The organism is Actinoalloteichus hoggarensis (assembly GCF_002234535.1).
Lineage (GTDB): Bacteria > Actinomycetota > Actinomycetes > Mycobacteriales > Pseudonocardiaceae > Actinoalloteichus_A > Actinoalloteichus_A hoggarensis.
The window spans coordinates 997,303-1,016,088 of the sequence record NZ_CP022521.1 but is presented as its reverse complement, the minus strand read 5'-3'; the positions used below and the strand labels follow the sequence as shown (position 1 = coordinate 1,016,088).

Below are 18,786 nucleotides of genomic sequence, written 5' to 3'. Positions count from 1 at the left end.
TCCGCCGCTCGCGGCTCAGTCGCCGACGCCGTCCGGCGGCGTCACCTTGCGCACGTAGATCAGTCGGTCGCCGAGTTCGAGGGCGTCGGCCTGCGGCGCGTCGATCCGGTACAGGGTGCCGCGTCGGAGCACACCGAGGACGATGTCGGCCAGGTGGCGCGGGGAGCCGCCGACCTCGGTCGGGTCGACGGGGCGCTCTCCCATCGCCAGCCCCTCGTCGGTGGTGAGCAGGTCCTCGAAGATCTCGACCACCGAGGGCGTCGTGGTGGCCATGCCGAGCAGCCTGCCCGCGGTCTCGCTGGAGACGACGACCGAGTCGGCGCCGGACTGACGCAGCAGGTGGACGTTCTCCGCCTCACGGACCGCGGCGACGATGGTGGCCTTCGGCGCCAGCTCCCGCGCCGTCAACGTGACCAGCACAGCCGTGTCGTCACGATTGGTGGCCACCACGACGGCCTTGGCCCGCTGCACGCCCGCGACCCGCAGCACGTCCGAGCGGGTGCCCGAGCCGCGCACGGTCACCAGCCCCAGCGCGGCGGCGGCGTCGAGCATCGTCTGATCGGAGTCGACCACCACCAGGTTCGAGGGGTCCACGTCGTCGCCGAGCAGCGATCTGATCGCCGATCGGCCCTTCGTCCCGTAGCCGATGACGACTACGTGGTCACGCACCTTCGACCTCCAACGTTGGATCTTCAAGGCCTGTCGGGACCGCTCGGTGAGCACTTCCAGGGTGGTGCCGACCAGGACGATCAGGAAGAGCACCCGGAGCGGCGTGATCACCAGGATGTTGACCAGTCGGGCCGAGTCCGAGACCGGGGTGATGTCGCCGTATCCGGTGGTCGACAACGAGACGGTCGCATAGTAGAAGGCATCCAGCAGCGACACCGAGTCGTCGGCGTTGTCGCTGTAACCCTCGCGATCGAGGTAGACGATGATCACCGTCGCCAGCAGCGCCAGCAGCGCGCCGATGACGCGCTGGACGATGGCCTGCACCGGGCCCACGCCCGCGCTGGGGATGTGGACGACGCCCACCAGGGTGTGGTGGGGCCTGAGATCGAAGCCCCGTTCGATGTCGGCTCTGCGCAGTCGCATCAGACCGTCCTCCGGACGATCGCCCCGCCGCTCGTCACCACCGCCACCGCCACCCGTCACCGGTCGAGAAGAGGGCACGTCGGCTTGCGGCCCGCACAGCGCCGAGCGTAAACGGCATGGCCGAACCCCGTCGAGCCGAACGGTGAAGACACGGAATGTCGGAACGATGCGACTCGGTCAAGATTGGGCCGCGCCGGCGTCCATCGGCCTTCCGAGGGGATTAGGATACGTCCGTGCCGTCACTCCAGCAGGCAGCTCAGGCGCTCGGTTGGCACGGTCATGTCGTCGCCGATGTCACCGTGCTCGGCCAGCAGGTGTCCGCGGTCGTGGGATTACGCTCCGACGTTCATCGCTGGCGTGTGGAGAACGGCTGGCCGCCGGAGCCGAATCCCTCGTGGTTCCGTTCCTGGTTCGAGCCCAGCTACTACGATCAGATTCCGGTGCCCGCCGTCGACCTGATCGGCGTGCTGGTCACCGAGTCGAAGGCGGGGCGGGCGCTGCGCTCCTGCGGCACGCTGATGACCCTCGCACCGTGCGCGGTGGTTCTTCCCGCAGCTCAGACCAGTGATCCGTGGCCGCTCGCCGAGCTGGACTACTACGGCATCGGCGTCGTGGCCACCGACATCGACCGCGAGGCCGTGGTGTCGATCCGGCCCGAGGACCGCTCGTCGGAGTTCGGCGGCTCGCTGTTCGGCCGCTGGCTGCTGGAACTGCTCTATCACCGCGTCGTCACCGAGGTGCTGGCCGCCCCGAGGTGATCGGCGACGCGGCAGGCGAGAGTCCGGTGGACTCACCGAACCGGAGGACTCCGGGTGAACGGAAGTCAGGCCGCGGGTGAATGGCGGCGTAGGACGACGGCACGAGAATTGTTCGAACCGGGCGCCGCGATCACTCGAGGAGAACGCCCGCACCGCCGATAGGATCGACAGCGCGGGCGTCGCACACCACGATGTTCGACTCAGGCGGGCACCAATTCGTACTCCTGCCAGTTCAGTGCCTCGGCATTCCATTCCATACCCCGGCCGTCCTGGAGGGCCCGGAGCGCGTGAAGGGTGTGCGGCCACCGACGGACGACGTCGACGATGGCGATCGCCACCATCTCGTCGGCCTGCCGCTGCTGTTCGCCCGGCCCGAGGACGATCGTGTTGCCGTTCTCGCCCCGGAGGTCGGTGAGCGGCGACTGCCCGGAGAGAACGGACTTCTCGACCAGCACCGGCCGGTTCGGCGGCACGTCGTCCGGCCAAGCCTGGCGATCGATGTCGGCGGCCTGCGGTTCACCGCACTGGCCGCAGGTGCACCCGCCGCCCACCGCCCAGCCGTGCTGGCTCCAGTGCCAGACGGCAGTCGTTCCGGTGCGGAGATCACTGAGGCCCGCGACGTGCGGCCATGCGTCCACGACTCCGCCCAGGGTGGTGGCCCGGGTGGGGCCGTCCGTGTCGCCGGGACCGAAGAAGGCCCATCCGCCGTCCTCGTTCCGAGCCACCCGGACCAGCGGCGCGCGCAGCGCCACGACATCTTCTGCGACCTGAACCTCCGTCGTGGGCGACGTGGCCAGCTTCCAGTACAAGTTCTCGGACATCGTCCGAGATCGTTTCTGAGCCACCGAGGCCGCAACAAGCTCATCCACTCGATCAGGGGTCACTCGCATCGGGGATCTTCCGCAGCAGTGCCCGGAGGCCCTCCGCGTCCAGCAGATCGGCGGGCCGCACGGTCCGGTCGGCCCGCACGTAGTGGAAGGCGGCGCGCACCTGAACCAGCGGCGTGTTGGACAACGCCGCCCAGGCCAGCCGGTAGGCCGCCAGTTGCACGGCCAGCGCGGGCAGCCGGTCGGCGGCGGGCGGCGACCCGGTCTTCCAGTCGACCACCGTCCAGCCGCCGTCGGGGTCGGCGAACACGGCGTCCATCCGGCCGCGCAGGGCCACGCCCTCGATCTCGGTCTCGAAGGAGACCTCCACCGCGTGCGGCGTCCGATCCGCCCAGGCGCTTCGCAGGAAGGCATCCTGAAGCGCCGCGGGCGCGGCGACCAGCTCGTCCAGGTCGTCGTCGGCCGCCCCGGGCAGGTCGTCGACGTCGAGCAGTCGGGTGACGGAGAACCGCCGCTCCAGCCAGGCGTGGAAGGCGGTGCCCCGGCGGGCGGCGTGGCTCGGCGGCCTCGGCAACGGCCTGCGCAGCCTGCGGGCGAGACCCTCCGGGTCGGCGGCCAGCTCCACCAGCCTGCTCACCGAGAGCTGCGGCGGCAGCAGTACCTGATCGGTCGCGTTCGCCGCTGCGGCGCGCTCGGCGAGCAGCACCGAGACGTCCCGCTGCCATCCCTCGGGATCGTCCTCGTCGAGCGCGGGATCGGTCGGGTCGACGACGCCGGGCGCGGCAGGCACGCCGTGCACGGTCGGAATGGCGGGCTCGGCAGGCGCCGCCGAGCCTGCCGCCTCCTCGATCCGAGCACGGTCCACCGAAACGGTCTGGCGCGCCTGCGCGGTCCGACCGCGTCGATCGGCGCGATCCTCGCCGGGAGGACCGGAGTCGAGCAGTTCCCGCAGCCGCGCGTGCACCAGCTCCGCGCCCGCCGCGACGTCCGCGCGCCGCGCGCCCAACGGGTCCTTCGGCCACTGCGCCGAGTTGACCGTCGCGGCCAGCGGATTCTCCGTGTCCGGTTCCGGCGGCGCGGCCCAGTGGTCGACGTCCCCCACTTCGGGGCGGGCCGTGATCACCTCCTTGACCTGCTTCAGGAAGTCCGACGGCCCGCGCGGACTCCTCCCGGTCTCGCCCCACCAGTGTCCCGAGACGAGAAGGGTGCGCTCCGACCTGGTCAACGCCACGTAACAGAGCCTGCGCTCCTCCAGCAGCCGCCGCTGTTCGAAGTCCTCGGAATGCCGGGCGAGCGACTCGATGACGACCTTGCGATCGGCGCCCGCGGGTATCCGCAAGGCGGGCAGGTCGGCGGCGTCGCCACGCAGTTCGGCCGGGAGCTGGACCACCGAGCCGAGCCAGTCCGCCGAGCGGCGTCCGCCGGGGAAGACCTTCTCGACCACGTGCGGCACGGCGACGATCTCCCACTCCAGCCCCTTGGCGGCATGCATGGTCAACACCTGCACGCGGTCCTCGGCGACCTCCACCTCGCCGGGCTCCAAGCCGTCCTCGGCCCGCTCCGCCACCCGGAGATAGTCCAGCAGGGCGGGCAGTCCCGCGATGGGGCTGGCGGCGGCGAAGTCGGCGACCACGTCGGCGAAGGCGTCCAGATGGGCGCGGCCCACGCCGCCCGGGCGGGCGAGGCTCTCCACCGAGAGCAGCAGAGTCCGCTCGACGTCGGCGACCAGCTCGGGCAGCGGCTGATCGAGTCGCCGTCGCAGCACGGCCAGCTCCCTGGCCAGCCGTTGGATGCGGCGGAAGCCCGCGGGCGAATAGTCGGCGGCCGGACCGGGGTCCTCCAGGGCGTCGATCAGCCCGGCCTGTTCGGCGTGCTCGCCGGGCAGCGCGTCCACCGGGGAACCGCTCGGCTCCCGCCGGTCGCCCCGATCGGCGAGGCTGCCCGCCCTGGCCCACAACGCGGCCAGGTCGGCGACGCCCAGCCGCCAGCGGGCCCCGGTGAGCAGCCGGGCCGCCGCCGTCCCCGCCAACGGATCGACCAGCATCCGCAGGGCGCTGACCAGGTCACGCACCTCCGGTTCGTCCAGCAGACCGCCGAGCCCCACCACCTCGACCGGCAGTCCCTCGGCACGCAGCGCCTCCGCCAACTCGGCCATGTCCGCGCGGCGCCGCACCAGGACGGCGGCGGTGGGCGGGCTGCCGGTCTCCGCGACCGTCTGTCGCCACCGGGCCGCGACGGCCGAGGCCAGCCAGGCGCGTTCGCCACGGACGTCGGGCAGCAGCGCGCAGTGCACGTCGCCCGGTTCGGCCCCGGGCTTGGGCCGCAGCTCCTCGACCTCCAGCCCCGCGGCCCGCAGCGGGGCGGACACCGCGTTGGCCAAGGTCAGCACCTCGGGCGGATTACGGAAGCTGGTCAGCAGCCCGTAGCCGCGCGCGGGCGCCTGCTCGCCGTCCGCGTCCAGGCGTGGGAAGTCGGTGCGGAACCGGGGCAGATTCGCCGCGCTGGCCCCCCGCCAGCCGTAGATGGCCTGCGCCGGGTCGCCCACGGCCGTCACCGGCAGCCGGTCGCCGTCCCCGAAGAGCGCCCGCAGCAGCACACGCTGGGCGTGGCCGGTGTCCTGGTACTCGTCCAACAGCACCGCGCCGAACCGCGCCCGCTCGCTCGCCGCGACCTCCGGATGCTCGTCGGCCAGTCGGGCCGCCGCCGACATCTGGTCCGCGAAGTCGAGCACGCCCTCCCGGCGTTTCCGCGCCGTGTAGTCGGCCAGCAACGGCAGCAGCGCCACCCGCAGGCGCTGCACCGCCACCTTGTCGCGGAGTTCCTGCGGCAGTGCCATCCGCTGGCGGGCGGCCCGAGGAGCCTCCTCCACGAGCCGACAGAACTCGGCGGCGTGGGCACGCAGCTGCTCCGGCGTGACCAGGTGCTCGGCCAGCTCCCCGGCGAGACCCAGCAGGTAGCCGGTGATGGTGGACGGGACCTTGTCCGTGTCGATGTCCTCGGTCCACGTGGACACCACCCGATGCGCGAGCTGCCAGGCCGCGGTCTCGCTGAGCAGCCGCGCGCCCGGCTCGGCGGGGAGGCGGAGTCCGTGCTCGGCGACCAGCCTGCCCGCATAGGCGTGATAGGTCAGGACGGTCGGCTCGCCGGCGAGCACCGCCGAGGTCCGACCGCCGCCGGGATCGAGCCGATCGAGCAGTCCCGAGCCCACCAGCCGCCGCAGCCGGGCCCGGACCCGGTCGGCGAGCTGGCGGGCAGCCTTCCGCGTGAAGGTCAGGCCGAGGACTCGCTCCGGGGACACCAGGCCGTTGGCGACCAGCCAGACGACCCGCGCCGCCATCGTCTCGGTCTTGCCCGCCCCCGCGCCGGCGATCACCAGCGCGGGCTCGCCGGGGGCGGCGATCACCCTGGCCTGTTCCTCGGTCGGCACCGGCAGTCCGAGCGCCTCCGCCACCTCGGCGGGCGTGACCGTGCCCCGATCGCCGCTCACTCGCTCACCTGCCGTCCGGAGGGGTGCAGCGCGCAGCTCGTGCGGACCGGACAGCGTGTGCAGTCCGCGTTCTCCGTCGCGGCGTAGCTCGGGCCGCGGCTGGACTCCGCCGCCTCGGCGAGCGTCAACCGCCACCGGGCGACGCCCTCGGCGTCCAGCGGCGGCTGGACCCGTTCGGTGGCCGCCCCGGTCCGGCCGTCCGGCTTGGCGACGTACAGCAGTCGTGCCCCGCCCGGCTCGACGTCCGCCCCGAGATCGCGGAACGCGCCGAGGGACGCGGCGAGCTGGTAGACCGCGAGCTGCGGATGCTCCTCGGCGTCCTTCGCCGAGACCGCGCCCCGGCTCGTCTTGACGTCGATCACCACCGGCCTGCCCTGCGCGTCGGAGTCGAGTCGGTCGACCCGCCCGCGAATCCGCAGCCAGAGCCCCTCGGGGTCGGCGGGCAGCGAGACGTCCATGTCGTGCTCGACCGCGAGCTGAGACAGCTCGGAGCGGCTGGTGGTGAACCAGCCGAGGAAGGAGTCGAGCATCGCCTCGATCCGCCGCCGCTCGCGGCGGGAGAACCATGGCGCGCCCGCGTCCACCGCCGCCCACGCCTCGTCGAGGCCGCGCCGCAGGCTCTCCCGGTCGGCCCCCTCCCCCGCGGCCTGCACCAGGGCGTGCACCAGGGTGCCGGTGATCGAGGCCAGCTCGGCCTGGTCCTGGCCGCCGTGGCGTTCGACGACCCAGCGGGTCGGGCACCTGGTGAGCACGTCCACGGTGGACGGCGACACCCGGATCTGATCGCCGTCGACCCACAGCGGTGCGTCCGTGGAGGCGTCCGCCAGCCCGTACCAGGAACGCGGATCGCTGCCGGGGACGCGCTCGGCGGCGAGCCGGGCCAGCGCCCGCGCGGCTCGCTCGCGGCGGTCGGGCTCGGTCAGCGGATCGCAGACCACCCGGCGCAGTTCGCCGACGAGTTCGGGCAGCGACAGCCCCCGAGGAGGCCGGTACAGCGGGCGGGCCTCCGTCTCCGAGTCCGTGGTGACGTCGTCCAGTTCGTCGAGGAAGCGGGACGGCTGCTCGTCCTCGCCACGCACCGCGCTGACCAGCAGGGTATGGCGGGCTCGGCTGGCGGCCACCACGAGCAGTCGCCGTTCCTCGGCCAGCAGCGGGGCCGTGGCCGAGACGGTCTCGTACGGCATCCCCGTCAGGACGTCGATCAGCCGTTCCACCCCGAGCAGCGAGCCGCGCAGTCGCAGATCCGGCCAGCTGCCTTCCTGCACCCCGGGAACGGCCACCACGGTCCACTCTCGACCGGCGGCGGCGTGGGCGGTCAGCACGGCCACCGACTCACCCTGCGGCGCGCGGGGCGCGAGCGAGTCGCCGGGAATCCGCTGCACCCTCAGGCGCTCGACGAATCCCCCGACGCTGAGCCCCGGCCTGCGCTCGACATGGCGGGCCGCGGCGTCGAAGAGCGCCAGGACGGCGTCGAGGTCGCGGTCGGCCTGCGCGGCGGCCGGGCCCCGGCGCTCCGTCTGGCTCAGCCAGTGCCGTTCGAGATCGCTCGCCTGCCAGACCCGCCAGAGCACCTCCTCCACACCGCTGCCCTCGGCGATGGCGGTCCTCGCCTCGGACAGCAGCGTGGCCACCGCCTGTACCGGGGCGGCGGCCTCCGCGTTCATCCCGGCGAGGCGATCGGGTTCGTTCAACACCTCCACGAGCAGGTCGCCGCTGCCCTTCTCGACGCCGGCGGCCAGCGCCAGCCTGCGCAGTTCCCGTCGGATCCGCCGCTGGGCGAGGGCGTCGGCGCCGCCGAGCGGCGAACCGAGCAGCATCGCGGCGATGTCGGGATTCAGCTCCGACGGCTGATCGGCGCAGCGCAGCAGTTCCAGCAGCGGCCGGACCGCGGGCTGCTCCGCCAGGGGCACCTCGTCCAGCGGCACGGTCATCGGTACGCCCGCCGCGAGCAGCGCCCGGCGCAGCACGGGAAGCGAGCGGGCGGCGGAGCGCACGATGACCGCCATCTCCGACCACGGGACGCCGTGGAGCAGCCGGGCCCGGCGCAGCTGATCGGCCACCCAGGCGGCCTCCTGCGCGGCGGAGGCCAGCAGCCGGACCTGCACGACCCCGTCGGGCGCCAAGGGCAGACGCGGACCCGTCGGATCGGCCTCCTCGGACACCCGGCCGAAGACCGCCGTCTCCAGGTCGGGCGGCGGGGCCGTGCCGACGTCGTCGGGCGGCGGCTCGCCGTCGAACGGATCCGGCGGCAGGTCCTCCTCGAAGGGGTCGGGCGGCGGCTCGTCCTCGAAGGGATCCGGTGGCAGCGCGTCGTCGACGAACTCCGGCGCGAGCTCGTCCGGCGCGGCGGGGGCACGCAGCTCCCGCTGCGGCCCCGCGCCGGGCAGCCGCGCGGTCAGCCGTCGCACGGCGCCTCGGACGGCGGGCGACATGCGGTGATCGACGGTGAGCACGACCGTGCGGTCTCCGTCGGGGTCGGCGTCGAGCAGGCAGCGCGGGTCCGCACCCCGGAAGGAGAACACCGACTGATCGGGGTCGCCCGCCAGGATCAGCTCCTTCGCCTGGTCGCCGAGCAGGCGGATCAGCCGAAACTGCTGTGGATCGAGATGCTGGGCGTCGTCGACGATCAGATGGCGGACCCTGGCGTGCTCGGCGGCCAGCAGGTCGTCCTCGGTCTCCAGGGTCAGCAGGGCCTGTGCGACCAGCTCGGCGGCGTCCAGCGCGGGCCCGGAATCGTGGTCGGCGCCCGGATCGGTCGCGCCCAGCTGGGCGATCTCCTCGTAGACCTGGCCGAATCGCCCGGCGGCCGTCCATTCCGGCCGGCCGTGCCGTTCCCCGAGGGTGATGAGGTCTTCCGGACCGAGTCCCCGTTCGGCGGTGCGCAGCAGCAGATCCCGCAGCTCGGCCGCGAAGTCGGGCAGCAGCAGCGCCGGGCGCAGGGCGGCAGGCCAGCCCGGCGCGCCGTCCGCCACGTCTCCCCGCAGCAGTTCGCGGATCATGGCGTCCTGATCGGGTACGGGCAGCAGCCTCGGCTGTGGCAGGCCCGCGAGATCGGAGTAGGCGCGCAGCACGGCGAAGGCATAGGAGTGCAGGGTGCGGACCATCGGCTCCCGAGCCGTCCTGGGCAGTCCGCGCTCCGGGTCGGGCGCGGTCAGCAGGGTGGCGATCCGGCTGCGCAGGGCTTGGGCCGCCGGCCGCCCCGCAGTGAGCACGAGCACCGACTCGGGGTCGACGCCGCCGCGAATCCGGTCGGCCACCGTCTCCGCGATCAAGGTGGTCTTCCCGGTGCCGGGCCCGCCGAGCACGCGCAGCAGGCCGCCGGGGTGATCGAGCACCCGACGACCCAGGGCATCCCAGCCGGTCTGCCGCCGGGACGTCCACCGGCGCCGTACCAGTGACGGCGAACTCCGTTCCACTCTGAGGATGCAACCATGCGCGGCGGACATCATCGCGCGCGGCATGGCGCGTGTCGTGATCTCGGGCTCGCCACGCGGTGCCGCGGCGACCGCGAGCCACGGCGCGGCGTCCGTCGACACACGACACCCGGGTGCCGACGTCCCGCGGCTTCAGCCGCCGTCAGTCGGGCGGCACGGGTCCCCGTCGGCCGCGCCTGCGGCGCCTCACCACAGCCCCTGGTCCTTGGTGGGCGCCGAGGCGAGGCCCTCCGTCCAGCGGTATCGGGCGAGGTCGACCCGGCCGTCCTCGGCGAGCACGCCCTCCGCCCGCAGCAGTTCCAGCTGACGATGGGCCAGGTGAGAGGCCACGGTGCCGTTCGCGCGCAGCACCCGATGCCAGGGGAGGTCCGCGCCGTCCTCCGCGAGCACCGTTCCCACGAACCGGGGGGACGGGGCACCTGCGATGGCGCCCACTTCCCCGTAGGCGAGCACCCGCCCGACGGGAATGCTCGCGACCACCTCTCGGATCCGTTCCGCCCATTCCTCAGAACTCATCGGCACTCTCCGATCACCGTCTGTCCGTCCGGTTCGCCCCCCGTGCGGGCCTGCCGCGGCACGCGGGTGCCGCCGGATCGGCTCGACCTGGTCCGCGGCACCGCCGAAGTCGCTCCTGCTCACACGGAGGTCGTGCTCATCGTGGCGGGCGGCGGCCCGCGCACCGCACGCGGACCCCGTATCGAGCGGCGCGGCTCCCGAGGGACGCCGGGTCAGTCCCGGCGGCCGACGCCCGCGAAGGACAACGCCGCGGCCGGGGCGCGGGCGGCAGGGCCGGTGTGCTCCGGCAGCCACTCCGGCACCGCGACCACCCCCGGCGGCAGCAGGGTGAGACCGTCGAACATCGCCCGGATCTCGTCGGGGTCTCGCAGGGTGATGCCTGCTCCGTCCATCACGAACGCGCCGCTGGTCTTCACCGGGCTCGTCGTCGCGGCGTGGGTGATCACCAGGTGGCTGCCCTCGGCCAGCGCGGCACGCAGCGGATCGAGGATCGCGTCGACGTCACCGGGCACGAAGTGCAGGACGCCGCTGAGGATGACGCCGACGGGCCGGTCGAAGTCGAGCCGCGCCCGAACGGTCGGGTCGGCGAGGATGCGCCCCGGTTCTCGGACGTCGCCGAGGATCGCGCTCGCCCGGTCGCTGCCCGCGAGCAGTTCCAGGCTGTGGGCGACGGCGAGCGGGTCGATGTCGACGTACACGACGGCGGCGTCGGGGGCGCTCTGCAGGGCGATCTCGTGGACGTTGCCCGCGGTGGGGATGCCGGAGCCGATGTCGAGGAACTGTCGGACCCCCGCCGCGGCGAGACGACGCACGACGCGACGCAGGAAGTGCCGGTTCTCCCGGACGGCACCGGCCAGCCAGGGGTTGACCCGCAGGAGCCGCTCGGCCTCCCGTCGGTCGATCTCGAAGTTGTGGGCGCCGCCGAGGAAGTAGTCGTAGACGCGGGCGGGGTTGGGCTGGGTGAGGTCGAGCCCGGTGAGGTCCATCCCCGGCTTCTTCATCACGCACCCGCCAGTCTGGTGTCCGTTGAGGGTCGCAAAGTCCCGGCGATCCTAAGGGCGAGAAAAGCGATCTGAAAATTTCGATATGTGAGAGTTACCGGGCCGCACCGCCGCGCGGCCGGTGTCCGGCCGAAGGCAGGCAGGCACGCCGAACCCGCCGTCGAGCTGACCAGCGCAGGCTTGGCGGTCGGTCTCCGGCACGATGACCGACCGCCGCTCCGCCCGCTGTCTCCCCACCGCAGCCCGGTTCACCGGGCCGATCTCCCGGCCGTCGACGCCGCCGGGTCGAACTCCGTGGGGCAGACGCCGACGGAACGTCTCCGCGGAGCCGACGCCGCTCGGCCGGCGCGGGCAGGGCCGCCGCCTGGGACGTCCGCCCACCGGAGCCGCCGATGCCGGAGCGACGACGCCGTGGCCCTCGGCAGCGGGCCACCTCGCGCGGAGATGCCATCCTGAACCGGTGACCGAAGAACAGCCGTTGGCCGGCCTCCGGATCGGGGTGACCGCGCAACGGCGGGCTGCCGAACTCGTCGGGCTGCTCGAACGCAAGGGCGCCGAGGTCCGCTCCGGACCGGCGATCCACACCGTGGAGCTGGACGACGACCCGCTGCTCGCCGAGTCGACGACGCAGGTGCTCGCGGCGCCCGTGGACGTCGTCGTGGCCGTCACCGGTGTGGGCTTCCGCGGCTGGATCGACCACGCCGCACACCGGGGGCTCGCCGAGCGCCTGCTCGATCGACTTCGTCCGGCGACGCTGCTGGCGCGCGGACCCAAGGCCAGGGGCGCGATGCGCGGCGTCGGACTACCCGATCCGTGGACGGCGCCGAACGAGACCGTCGCCGAGGTCGCCGAACGCCTGCGGACGATCGGGGTGAACGGTCGCCGAGTCGTGGTCCAGATCCACGGCGAGCCCATGCCGGAACTGCTAGACAAGCTGCGTGACCAGGGCGCGACGGTGCTGCCGGTCGCCGTCTACCGCTGGAGCGACCCCGTCGATCCAGGCCCGTTGGACGCGCTGATCAACGCCGCGACGACGGGCGTGCTGGACGCCGTGACCTTCACCAGTGCCCCCGCCGCGGCGAACCTGCTGTCACGGGCGGTCCGCATCGGACAGGAGTCGGCGTTTCACCGGGCGGTGCACGACGGGCTGGTCCTCGCCTGCGTCGGCCCGGTCACGGCGGCTCCGCTGACCGAGGCGGGGCTGCCCGTCCTTCTGCCGGACCGCGCGCGCACCGGCGCGCTGGTGCGCACGATCGTCGACCAGCTGCCGCGTCGCCGAGCCGCCCGGCGACTCTGACCGAGGCACCGTCGATCCGCGGCACGCGCGGCGCCGTCGAGGCCGGAGGACGGAGACGGGGAGCCGTCCGTCTCACGCCGGCGCACACCCACGACACGCCGGGCCCACCGGACGCTCCCGCCCGGACGCGGTCGTGGGACGTCACCGGCCGAACGCCGCCGACCATCCGAGGGGCCCGGCCCGCGCCGTCGCCGACCGGATGCGCGATCCGCGTCCATGGTCGACGGTCGTCCCACGACGCCCGGACGCCCTGACGTTCGCCGTGACGTCGACGACGTCACGGCGGGCAGCCCGAGATGATCTTCGTGTCGAAAGTCCGGCACGCCCCGCCTCAGGCCTTCGCACGGGCCGTCAGGTCGGCTGCTCGCGGCTCACAACACCTCGAGGATGAACTGCGCCGCCCGCTCCAGCCCGGCCAGCGACTCCGGGGTGGAACGGGGGTGCAGCGCGTTGACCGCCAACCGGAACAGCAGCGCGTGCAATAACGCCTGCGGCCACTCCGGCAGATGGGCCCACCGGTGGATCAGACCGGGATCGGCGCCGCCCCAGGCGAGCCCGTCGACGACCACGACCGCCGCCGCCCACTCCACCGGCCGCCAGTACGGCGTGAAGTCGAGCACGGCCGGCGGCCCGTCGCCCGCGAACAGCACGTTGCCGAAGAGATCGCCGTGCACCACCTGCGGCCGCAGTCCGGTGTGCCTGCGCGAGGTCACCAGGACCTCGAACAGCCGTCCGCCGCGATCGAGGTCCAGCAGCGGCTCCTCCTCGCCCCAGGCCATGCGGTCGGCCACGGCGAAGACGTCTCGGCGCTCGTCGACGAAGCGCGGCCTCGGCAGCCGCGCCGTCGCCCGGTGCAGACGCAGCGAGACCGCGATCACCTCGTCGTGCCGGGCCTCCGGCGCGCCCGACAGCACGCGGGTGGCGGTCCAACCGGACACCACCCAGCGGCCGTCGGTGGAGCGCAACGGCCTGGCGAGCCGGATGTTCTCCGGCTGCAGGCCGTCCAGCGTCTTGGCCACCCAGGCGGCCTCCGCCGTGTTGGCCACCGGCTTGAGGATGATCTCGCCGCACTGCCACACACCCGAGGAGTCCAGCGGTTCCGGCTCCTCGTCACGTGCACCGAACGCCGCTCGAACATGAGTCGGCGGGTGGTCCGGTCTTCTCATCACAAAGGGGGACGCTACCGGGCTCGGGTCGAGGCGTATCGCGTCCGTCGGCGAACACGTCGACGATCACCGAGCACCGGCAGCCGATCAGTAGGTGGGCAGACTCGGATCGACGTCGCGCGCCCAGCCGAGCACACCGCCGCCGACGTGGACCGCGTCGGCGAAGCCCGCGCGGTGCAACGCGGCCAGCGCCTCCGCCGAACGCACCCCGGACTTGCAGTGCAGCACGACCGGCCGGTCCTGCGGCAGTTCGGCCAGCGCGTCACCGGACAGGATGCGGTCCTTCGGGATCAACACCGAGCCGGGGATGCGCACGATCTCGAACTCGTGCGGCTCCCGGACGTCGACGAGCGTGAAGTCGGCGCCCTCGTCGAACCGCGCCTTGAGCTCCTTCGGCGTGATGGTGTGCCGTGCGGCGGCCTGCTGCGCGTCGTCGGAGACCACCCCGCAGAAGACGTCGTAGTCGATCAGCTCGGTGATCGGCTCGGCCGCCGGGTCCTTGCGGATCTTGATCGTGCGGTAGCTCATGTCGAGGGCGTCGTAGACCATCAGCCTGCCCACGAGCGGCTCGCCGATGCCCACGATCAGCTTGACGGCCTCGTTGACCATGATCGAGCCGATCGAGGCGCACAGCACGCCCAGGACGCCGCCCTCGGCGCAGGACGGCACCATGCCGGGCGGCGGGGGCTCGGGATAGAGGTCGCGATACTGCGGGCCGTGCTCGGCCCAGAACACGCTCGCCTGACCCTCGAAGCGGAAGATCGACCCCCACACGTAGGGCTTGCCCAGCAGCACGGCCGCGTCGTTGACCAGGTATCGGGTGGCGAAGTTGTCGGTGCCGTCCAAGATCAGGTCGTAGTCGCGGAAGATGTCCAGCGCGTTGGACGAGTCCAGCCGAACCTTGTGCAGGTTGACCTGCACGTACGGGTTGATCTCGGCGATGGAGTCCTTCGCCGACTCCGCCTTGGGCCGTCCCAGGTCGGACTGCCCGTGAATCACCTGCCGGTGCAGGTTGGACTCGTCGACGTCGTCGAAGTCGACGATGCCCAGCGTCCCGACGCCCGCGGCGGCGAGGTAGAGCAGCGCCGGGCTGCCCAGCCCGCCCGCGCCGACCACGAGCACCTTGGCGTTCTTCAGCCGCTTCTGCCCGGTCACCCCCACGTCGGGGATGATCAGGTGCCTGCTGTAGCGGGCGACCTCTTCCTTGGTCAGCTCCTCCGCGGGTTCGACCAGCGGGGGTAGTGACGGCCCTGGCATCAGCGGTCCTCCTCGGATCGGCACACACGCCTTCTGCTGCTTATACAACGCGGCGGGCGACCGTCGACATTCCGCTCCCAGCATCTAGGACGGCATCGGCGGGCAGGCGCGGCAGGACGTGCGCCCGAAACGCGCCACCGGCCGCGCCCGGCCCGCACGCGGCACGGCGCTCGTGACTCGATCCTCAGTCCCCCTGGGAAGACCGTGCCCGCGCCGAGAAGCCCGTGCCCGCCCGGAAGGACAGCGCTCGCGCCGCGAGGGCGGCGCTCACACCGCGAGAGGCGCCGCGCCCGGCACGGAACCACCGACGCGCCTCCCGCGGCGGTCTAGGGCCGATCCGAGGGATCGACCGACCGGCGTCAGGGAGTCGGCCAGCCGTTCGGCTCGCAGACCTTGCCGTCGGCGACGTAGGCCTGCGGCGAAAGCTGATGGAGGACGTCGTTGGACAGGCTCCAGCTCTGCTGCATCATGATCGGCGCCGGGCCGCCGTCCACGTCGCAGGGCAGGTGCTGAGCGTGCCCGAGCGCATGGCCCACCTCGTGGTTGATCAGGTACTGCCGGTACCGCGTGGTCTCGCCCTGGAAGTCCCGAGCGCCCCGCACCCACCGCGCGGCATTGAGGTAGACGTGCTCCTCGATCCGACAGGACGCCTCGTACTCGACCGCGCCCGCGCACCTCTCCTGCGCCAGCGACTGCGAGACCAGCATCACCCGGAAGTCCGGGATCACCCCGGACGACTCGTCGACCCGACGGATGCCGACCGGGTCCATCCCCGGGTACTGGTTGCCGACCCAGCTCCGCTCGTCGGACAGGGTCTCCTGCACCATGGTCGAGAAGCCGTCCTCGTCGACGGGGACGTCCAGGCCCGTCTCGACCTCGACCGTGTAGTCATAGGTGTTCCCGGCCGGCGAGCCCAGCAGCTCCGTCGTGCCCGGCAGCACCTTGAACGTTCCGCTGCCGACCGTGGGGAACGGACCGCCGCCCGGCAGCTCCGCGGCGATGATGGAGGGGTCGAACCGGGCACCGGGGACCTCCTCGTCGATCTCGGGTCCGCGCGGTGCGGCCTGACCGGCCTCGCCCGAGTCGTCCGCCGCCGCCGAGTCGCCCCGGCCCGCGCTACCGATGGCCACCGGGTCGTCCGCCGATCCCGCCGGATCCCGCGCGACGTCGAGCACGATGAAGAGCGAGAGCACCAACAGCAGGGGAAGCGCGTAGAGCCGCCAGCCGTAGACGGCGAGCAGACCCTGTCCGGTGCGCCGAGATCCGTCGGCCCCGCGCTCGTCGTGTTCGGCTCGGCCGTGCCGGTCCTGTTCGGCGTCCTCGGCCCGCGCCGACCGCCCGGCCGGGCTCCAGTCCGCCGTGAGCGGCTCGGCTGCCGTTCGACGCCTGCCAGGCTGATCGCGACGTCCGGCGGGCCGTCGATGAGTCGAGGTCACGTCTTCCTCTCTCTCGTCGAGCGTGCACGGTCCCCCGACCCTGACGACACGCTGCCACACTGCCCTAGTTCGCGTCGATCACCGGATACGGCCAGGCGTTCGGCCTGCACACCGCGCCGCCGTCGGGCACGGGCTCCTCGATGCCGCCCGCCCGGCCCAACAGGCTCAGTTCCTCGTCGGCGAGGCTGATCGACTGGTCCATCATCACCCTGGCCAGTTCACCGTCGGTGCCACAGGCGACGTGGCGCAGGCCCAGGTGGTGGCCGACCTCGTGGTTCACCATGTAGTGCCGGAAGTCGGCCAGGTTCGACTCGTAAGAGTGTGCACCGCGTGTCCAGCGCGCCGCGTTCAGGTAGGCCCGATGGGCGTCGCCCTCGGCCACCAGGCAGGAGACCTCGAAGGGCAGGACGTCGCCGCAGGCCGCCGCGGCCGTCTGTTGCGAGACCAGCGTGATGCGCAGGTCGGGGGCCGCGCCGGAGTCGTCCACCCGTCGCATCGTGATCTCGCCCTGGCCCGGCCAGCTGCGCGGATCGGCGAGGGTCTGGTCGACCATCGAGGAGAAGACGTCCTCGTCCGCGGCCACGTCGAGTCCGTCCTCGATCTCGACCGTGTAGGTGTGCAGGTCGCCTGCCTCGCCGACGACGTCGGTCGTGCCGGCCAGCAGCCGGAACTCGCCCGATCCGCTCGTCGCGAAGGCGTCGCCCTCGGGCAGTTCGGCGTTCGCGATGTCCACGTCCACCGGTTCCACGGGGGTCGGCTCCTCCTCGGACCCCGTCGTCGGACCGCCCGCACCGCCGGGCTCGCTCGTCGCCGGGTCACCGCCGTCGGCGACGGCGGCGGAGTCGGCGGGCGTGCGCAGGACGTCGAGCACGACGACCACCGTCACGATCATGAGCAGCGGAACCGCGTACAACCGCCACCCGAGACGACGATGGATCGACCGCAGTCCGCGTGTGTCGTCCTCGGCCTCGGCCGAAGTCGGCTCGTCGGCGAGCACCGGCTGCCAGGAGGCGGCCAGCGGTTCGAGTTCGGCGGAGCCGCCGACGGCATCCGGGTCGTCGGCCGTGTCCGGGGACGGGGCGCCGCGCCGTCGCGGTCCGGTGGAGTCCTGGGCGGTCGGCCTGCCGAGGGGGTCGGCGTCGCGACGTGTTCCCTTCGAGGTCGGCGGCACCGAATCAGACTGCCATACCTCCGGAACGCCCCCACTCATCGCCGCCGAGGACGGGCGTGTCGGTTCGGGGATCCAGCAGCATCCGGGTCCGGTCCTCACTCTGCAGCTTCTCGGGCAGCCAAGGCTCGGCGACCATCCCCAGCACGGCCTTCGCCACCAGTTCCGGCTGCTCCATCTGGGCGACATGCCCGGTATAGGGCAGCATCAGCAGCCGCCCGTGCGGGAGCGCCGTCGCGGTGCGGACCGCCTTGCGGGCGCTCATGAGCCGGTCCTCTGTGCCCCAGATCACCAGCGTGGGCGCCGACACCTTCGGCAGCACTCTCCACAGCGACCGGTCCCCGCGCGCCAGCCAGAACCTGATCATCGCCATCGTCGTGCGACCGAGGGCGGGCCCGGCCCAGGAGGTGCGGCTCAGTCTCGCCATCTCGGCGGCGAACTCCTCGATGCGGTGCCGCGGCACCAGGTCGGGGCGGGCGAAGCACACCCGCATCATCTGCTCGGCTCGGGCCAGCGGGGTCATCGCGGCGAGCGCCCGGCGAACCGGCTTCCCGATCACGGGGAGATAGGCCAACGGGAAGCGAGGATCGGACAGTCGGTCCGGGCTCGGCCGCAGATCCGGGACCGCAGGGGAGATCAAGGTCAGCGTGGCCACCAGGTCGGGCCGGGTGGCCGCGACGATCGCCGCGACCAGCCCGCCGAAGGAGTTCCCCAGCAGGTGGACCGGCCCCGCTCCCCGGCTCTCCAGCAGCCGGATCACCATCCGGACGTGGGCGTCCGGGGTGTAGAGGAATCCGTCCGGCGGTGCGGAGCGGCCGAAGCCGGGCAGGTCGACCGAGATGCCCTTCAGCCTGACGCGCAGCAACCCGGCCAGATCGGTCCAGTTCGATGCCGACCCCGCGAGTCCGTGCAGGTAGACGGCGGTCGGCGCGTCCGGCGTCTCGGCGGGGGTCTCCCTGATGTGCAGCCGCGTGCCCGCCACCTCCAGCGTGCGCCCTGGCCACGGGAGCCGGGTCAGATCCAACGGCGGCAGCTCCACGTCCGACAGCGGCACCCAGGTCAGGTCCGGTCGATGCGGCGCCCGCCTGGCCGTCCACCTCGGCAGCCGGAATCCAGGCCGCGCCGTGGACCGCGGACCCGAGCGGCCCGGCGCTCCCGAGTCCGGGGCAGCCGGGTCCGTCGCTGTCGGCCCCGAGGCAGCCGGGTCCGGGGCGGGGAGGTCGCCCGGTGACGGCCGCTCGCACTCCGGAATCGGGTCCTGCCGGGGTCGCGGCGGCGGGGACTGCGGCTGTGGAGACGTCACGTCCTCAGGATGCGTGAGGACGGCCGCCCGGTCATCCCGAACCC

Annotated in this window: 13 protein-coding genes; 2 read left to right on the top strand and 11 right to left on the bottom strand. The window is 72.9% G+C overall.

All coding sequences use genetic code 11. From position 1 onward, the window contains the following. Positions 1 to 15: 15 nt before the first annotated feature. Complete coding sequence (locus AHOG_RS04670; protein WP_093944165.1) at positions 16 to 1,092, bottom strand: potassium channel family protein; 1,077 nt, start codon at positions 1,090 to 1,092, stop codon at positions 16 to 18. A gap of 233 nt (positions 1,093 to 1,325) precedes the next feature. Here AHOG_RS04670 and AHOG_RS04665 point away from each other — a divergent pair, with 233 nt between their 5' ends. Continuing rightward, entirely contained in the window at positions 1,326 to 1,850 is a 525-nt protein-coding gene (locus AHOG_RS04665; protein WP_093940244.1) for a hypothetical protein, read from the top strand. Between the two features lie 200 nt (positions 1,851 to 2,050). On the opposite strand, the gene AHOG_RS04660 is transcribed toward AHOG_RS04665, so the two are convergent. From AHOG_RS04660 to AHOG_RS04640, 5 genes are all read right to left on the bottom strand, one after another. After that, complete coding sequence (locus tag AHOG_RS04660; RefSeq protein ID WP_093940243.1) at positions 2,051 to 2,671, bottom strand: hypothetical protein; 621 nt, start codon at positions 2,669 to 2,671, stop codon at positions 2,051 to 2,053. Between the two features lie 52 nt (positions 2,672 to 2,723). After that, positions 2,724 to 6,164 carry an ATP-dependent helicase gene (locus AHOG_RS04655; protein WP_093944164.1) on the bottom strand — a complete coding sequence of 1,147 codons (3,441 nt, stop codon included), beginning with the start codon at positions 6,162 to 6,164 and terminating at the stop codon, positions 2,724 to 2,726. Continuing rightward, a complete protein-coding gene (locus AHOG_RS04650) occupies positions 6,161 to 9,580 on the bottom strand; it encodes an ATP-dependent helicase (protein ID WP_376700070.1) in 3,420 nt (1,139 codons plus the stop codon). The genes AHOG_RS04655 and AHOG_RS04650 overlap by 4 nt, the downstream gene beginning before the upstream one ends. 204 nt (positions 9,581 to 9,784) lie before the next feature. After that, positions 9,785 to 10,114 carry an MGMT family protein gene (locus AHOG_RS04645; RefSeq protein WP_093944162.1) on the bottom strand — a complete coding sequence of 110 codons (330 nt, stop codon included), beginning with the start codon at positions 10,112 to 10,114 and terminating at the stop codon, positions 9,785 to 9,787. Positions 10,115 to 10,326: 212 nt separating this feature from the next. Continuing rightward, positions 10,327 to 11,115 carry an SAM-dependent methyltransferase gene (locus AHOG_RS04640; RefSeq protein WP_211290611.1) on the bottom strand — a complete coding sequence of 263 codons (789 nt, stop codon included), beginning with the start codon at positions 11,113 to 11,115 and terminating at the stop codon, positions 10,327 to 10,329. A gap of 460 nt (positions 11,116 to 11,575) precedes the next feature. Between AHOG_RS04640 and AHOG_RS04635 the strand changes: the two genes are divergently transcribed. Continuing rightward, the gene (locus AHOG_RS04635) at positions 11,576 to 12,412 is read left to right on the top strand and encodes a uroporphyrinogen-III synthase (protein WP_245856562.1); all 837 of its coding nucleotides are present in this window, start codon (positions 11,576 to 11,578) and stop codon (positions 12,410 to 12,412) included. Positions 12,413 to 12,783: 371 nt separating this feature from the next. On the opposite strand, the gene AHOG_RS04630 is transcribed toward AHOG_RS04635, so the two are convergent. The 5 genes from AHOG_RS04630 to AHOG_RS04610 form a co-directional block, all read right to left on the bottom strand. Next, entirely contained in the window at positions 12,784 to 13,578 is a 795-nt protein-coding gene (locus tag AHOG_RS04630) for a TIGR02569 family protein (RefSeq protein WP_093940240.1), read from the bottom strand. 87 nt (positions 13,579 to 13,665) lie between these two features. Next, positions 13,666 to 14,835 (bottom strand): adenylyltransferase/sulfurtransferase MoeZ, encoded by a 1,170-nt coding sequence (gene moeZ / locus AHOG_RS04625; protein WP_093940239.1) that lies wholly within the window; start codon positions 14,833 to 14,835, stop codon positions 13,666 to 13,668. 359 nt (positions 14,836 to 15,194) lie between these two features. After that, entirely contained in the window at positions 15,195 to 16,271 is a 1,077-nt protein-coding gene (locus tag AHOG_RS04620; protein ID WP_157736632.1) for a DUF3152 domain-containing protein, read from the bottom strand. Positions 16,272 to 16,335: 64 nt separating this feature from the next. Next, the gene (locus AHOG_RS04615) at positions 16,336 to 17,442 is read right to left on the bottom strand and encodes a DUF3152 domain-containing protein (RefSeq protein WP_093940237.1); all 1,107 of its coding nucleotides are present in this window, start codon (positions 17,440 to 17,442) and stop codon (positions 16,336 to 16,338) included. 4 nt (positions 17,443 to 17,446) lie between these two features. Further along, on the bottom strand, positions 17,447 to 18,493 hold the full coding sequence (locus AHOG_RS04610) for an alpha/beta fold hydrolase (protein ID WP_245856561.1): 1,047 nt from the start codon (positions 18,491 to 18,493) through the stop codon (positions 17,447 to 17,449). Positions 18,494 to 18,786 lie beyond the last annotated feature (293 nt).

Coding starts and splice junctions, on each gene's coding strand:
- AHOG_RS04670 (WP_093944165.1), bottom strand. CDS start 1,092: ATGCGACTGCGCAGAGCCGACATCGAACGGGGCTTCGATCTCAGGCCC.
- AHOG_RS04630 (WP_093940240.1), bottom strand. CDS start 13,578: ATGAGAAGACCGGACCACCCGCCGACTCATGTTCGAGCGGCGTTCGGT.
- moeZ (WP_093940239.1), bottom strand. CDS start 14,835: ATGCCAGGGCCGTCACTACCCCCGCTGGTCGAACCCGCGGAGGAGCTG.
- AHOG_RS04660 (WP_093940243.1), bottom strand. CDS start 2,671: ATGTCCGAGAACTTGTACTGGAAGCTGGCCACGTCGCCCACGACGGAG.
- AHOG_RS04640 (WP_211290611.1), bottom strand. CDS start 11,115: ATGAAGAAGCCGGGGATGGACCTCACCGGGCTCGACCTCACCCAGCCC.
- AHOG_RS04645 (WP_093944162.1), bottom strand. CDS start 10,114: ATGAGTTCTGAGGAATGGGCGGAACGGATCCGAGAGGTGGTCGCGAGC.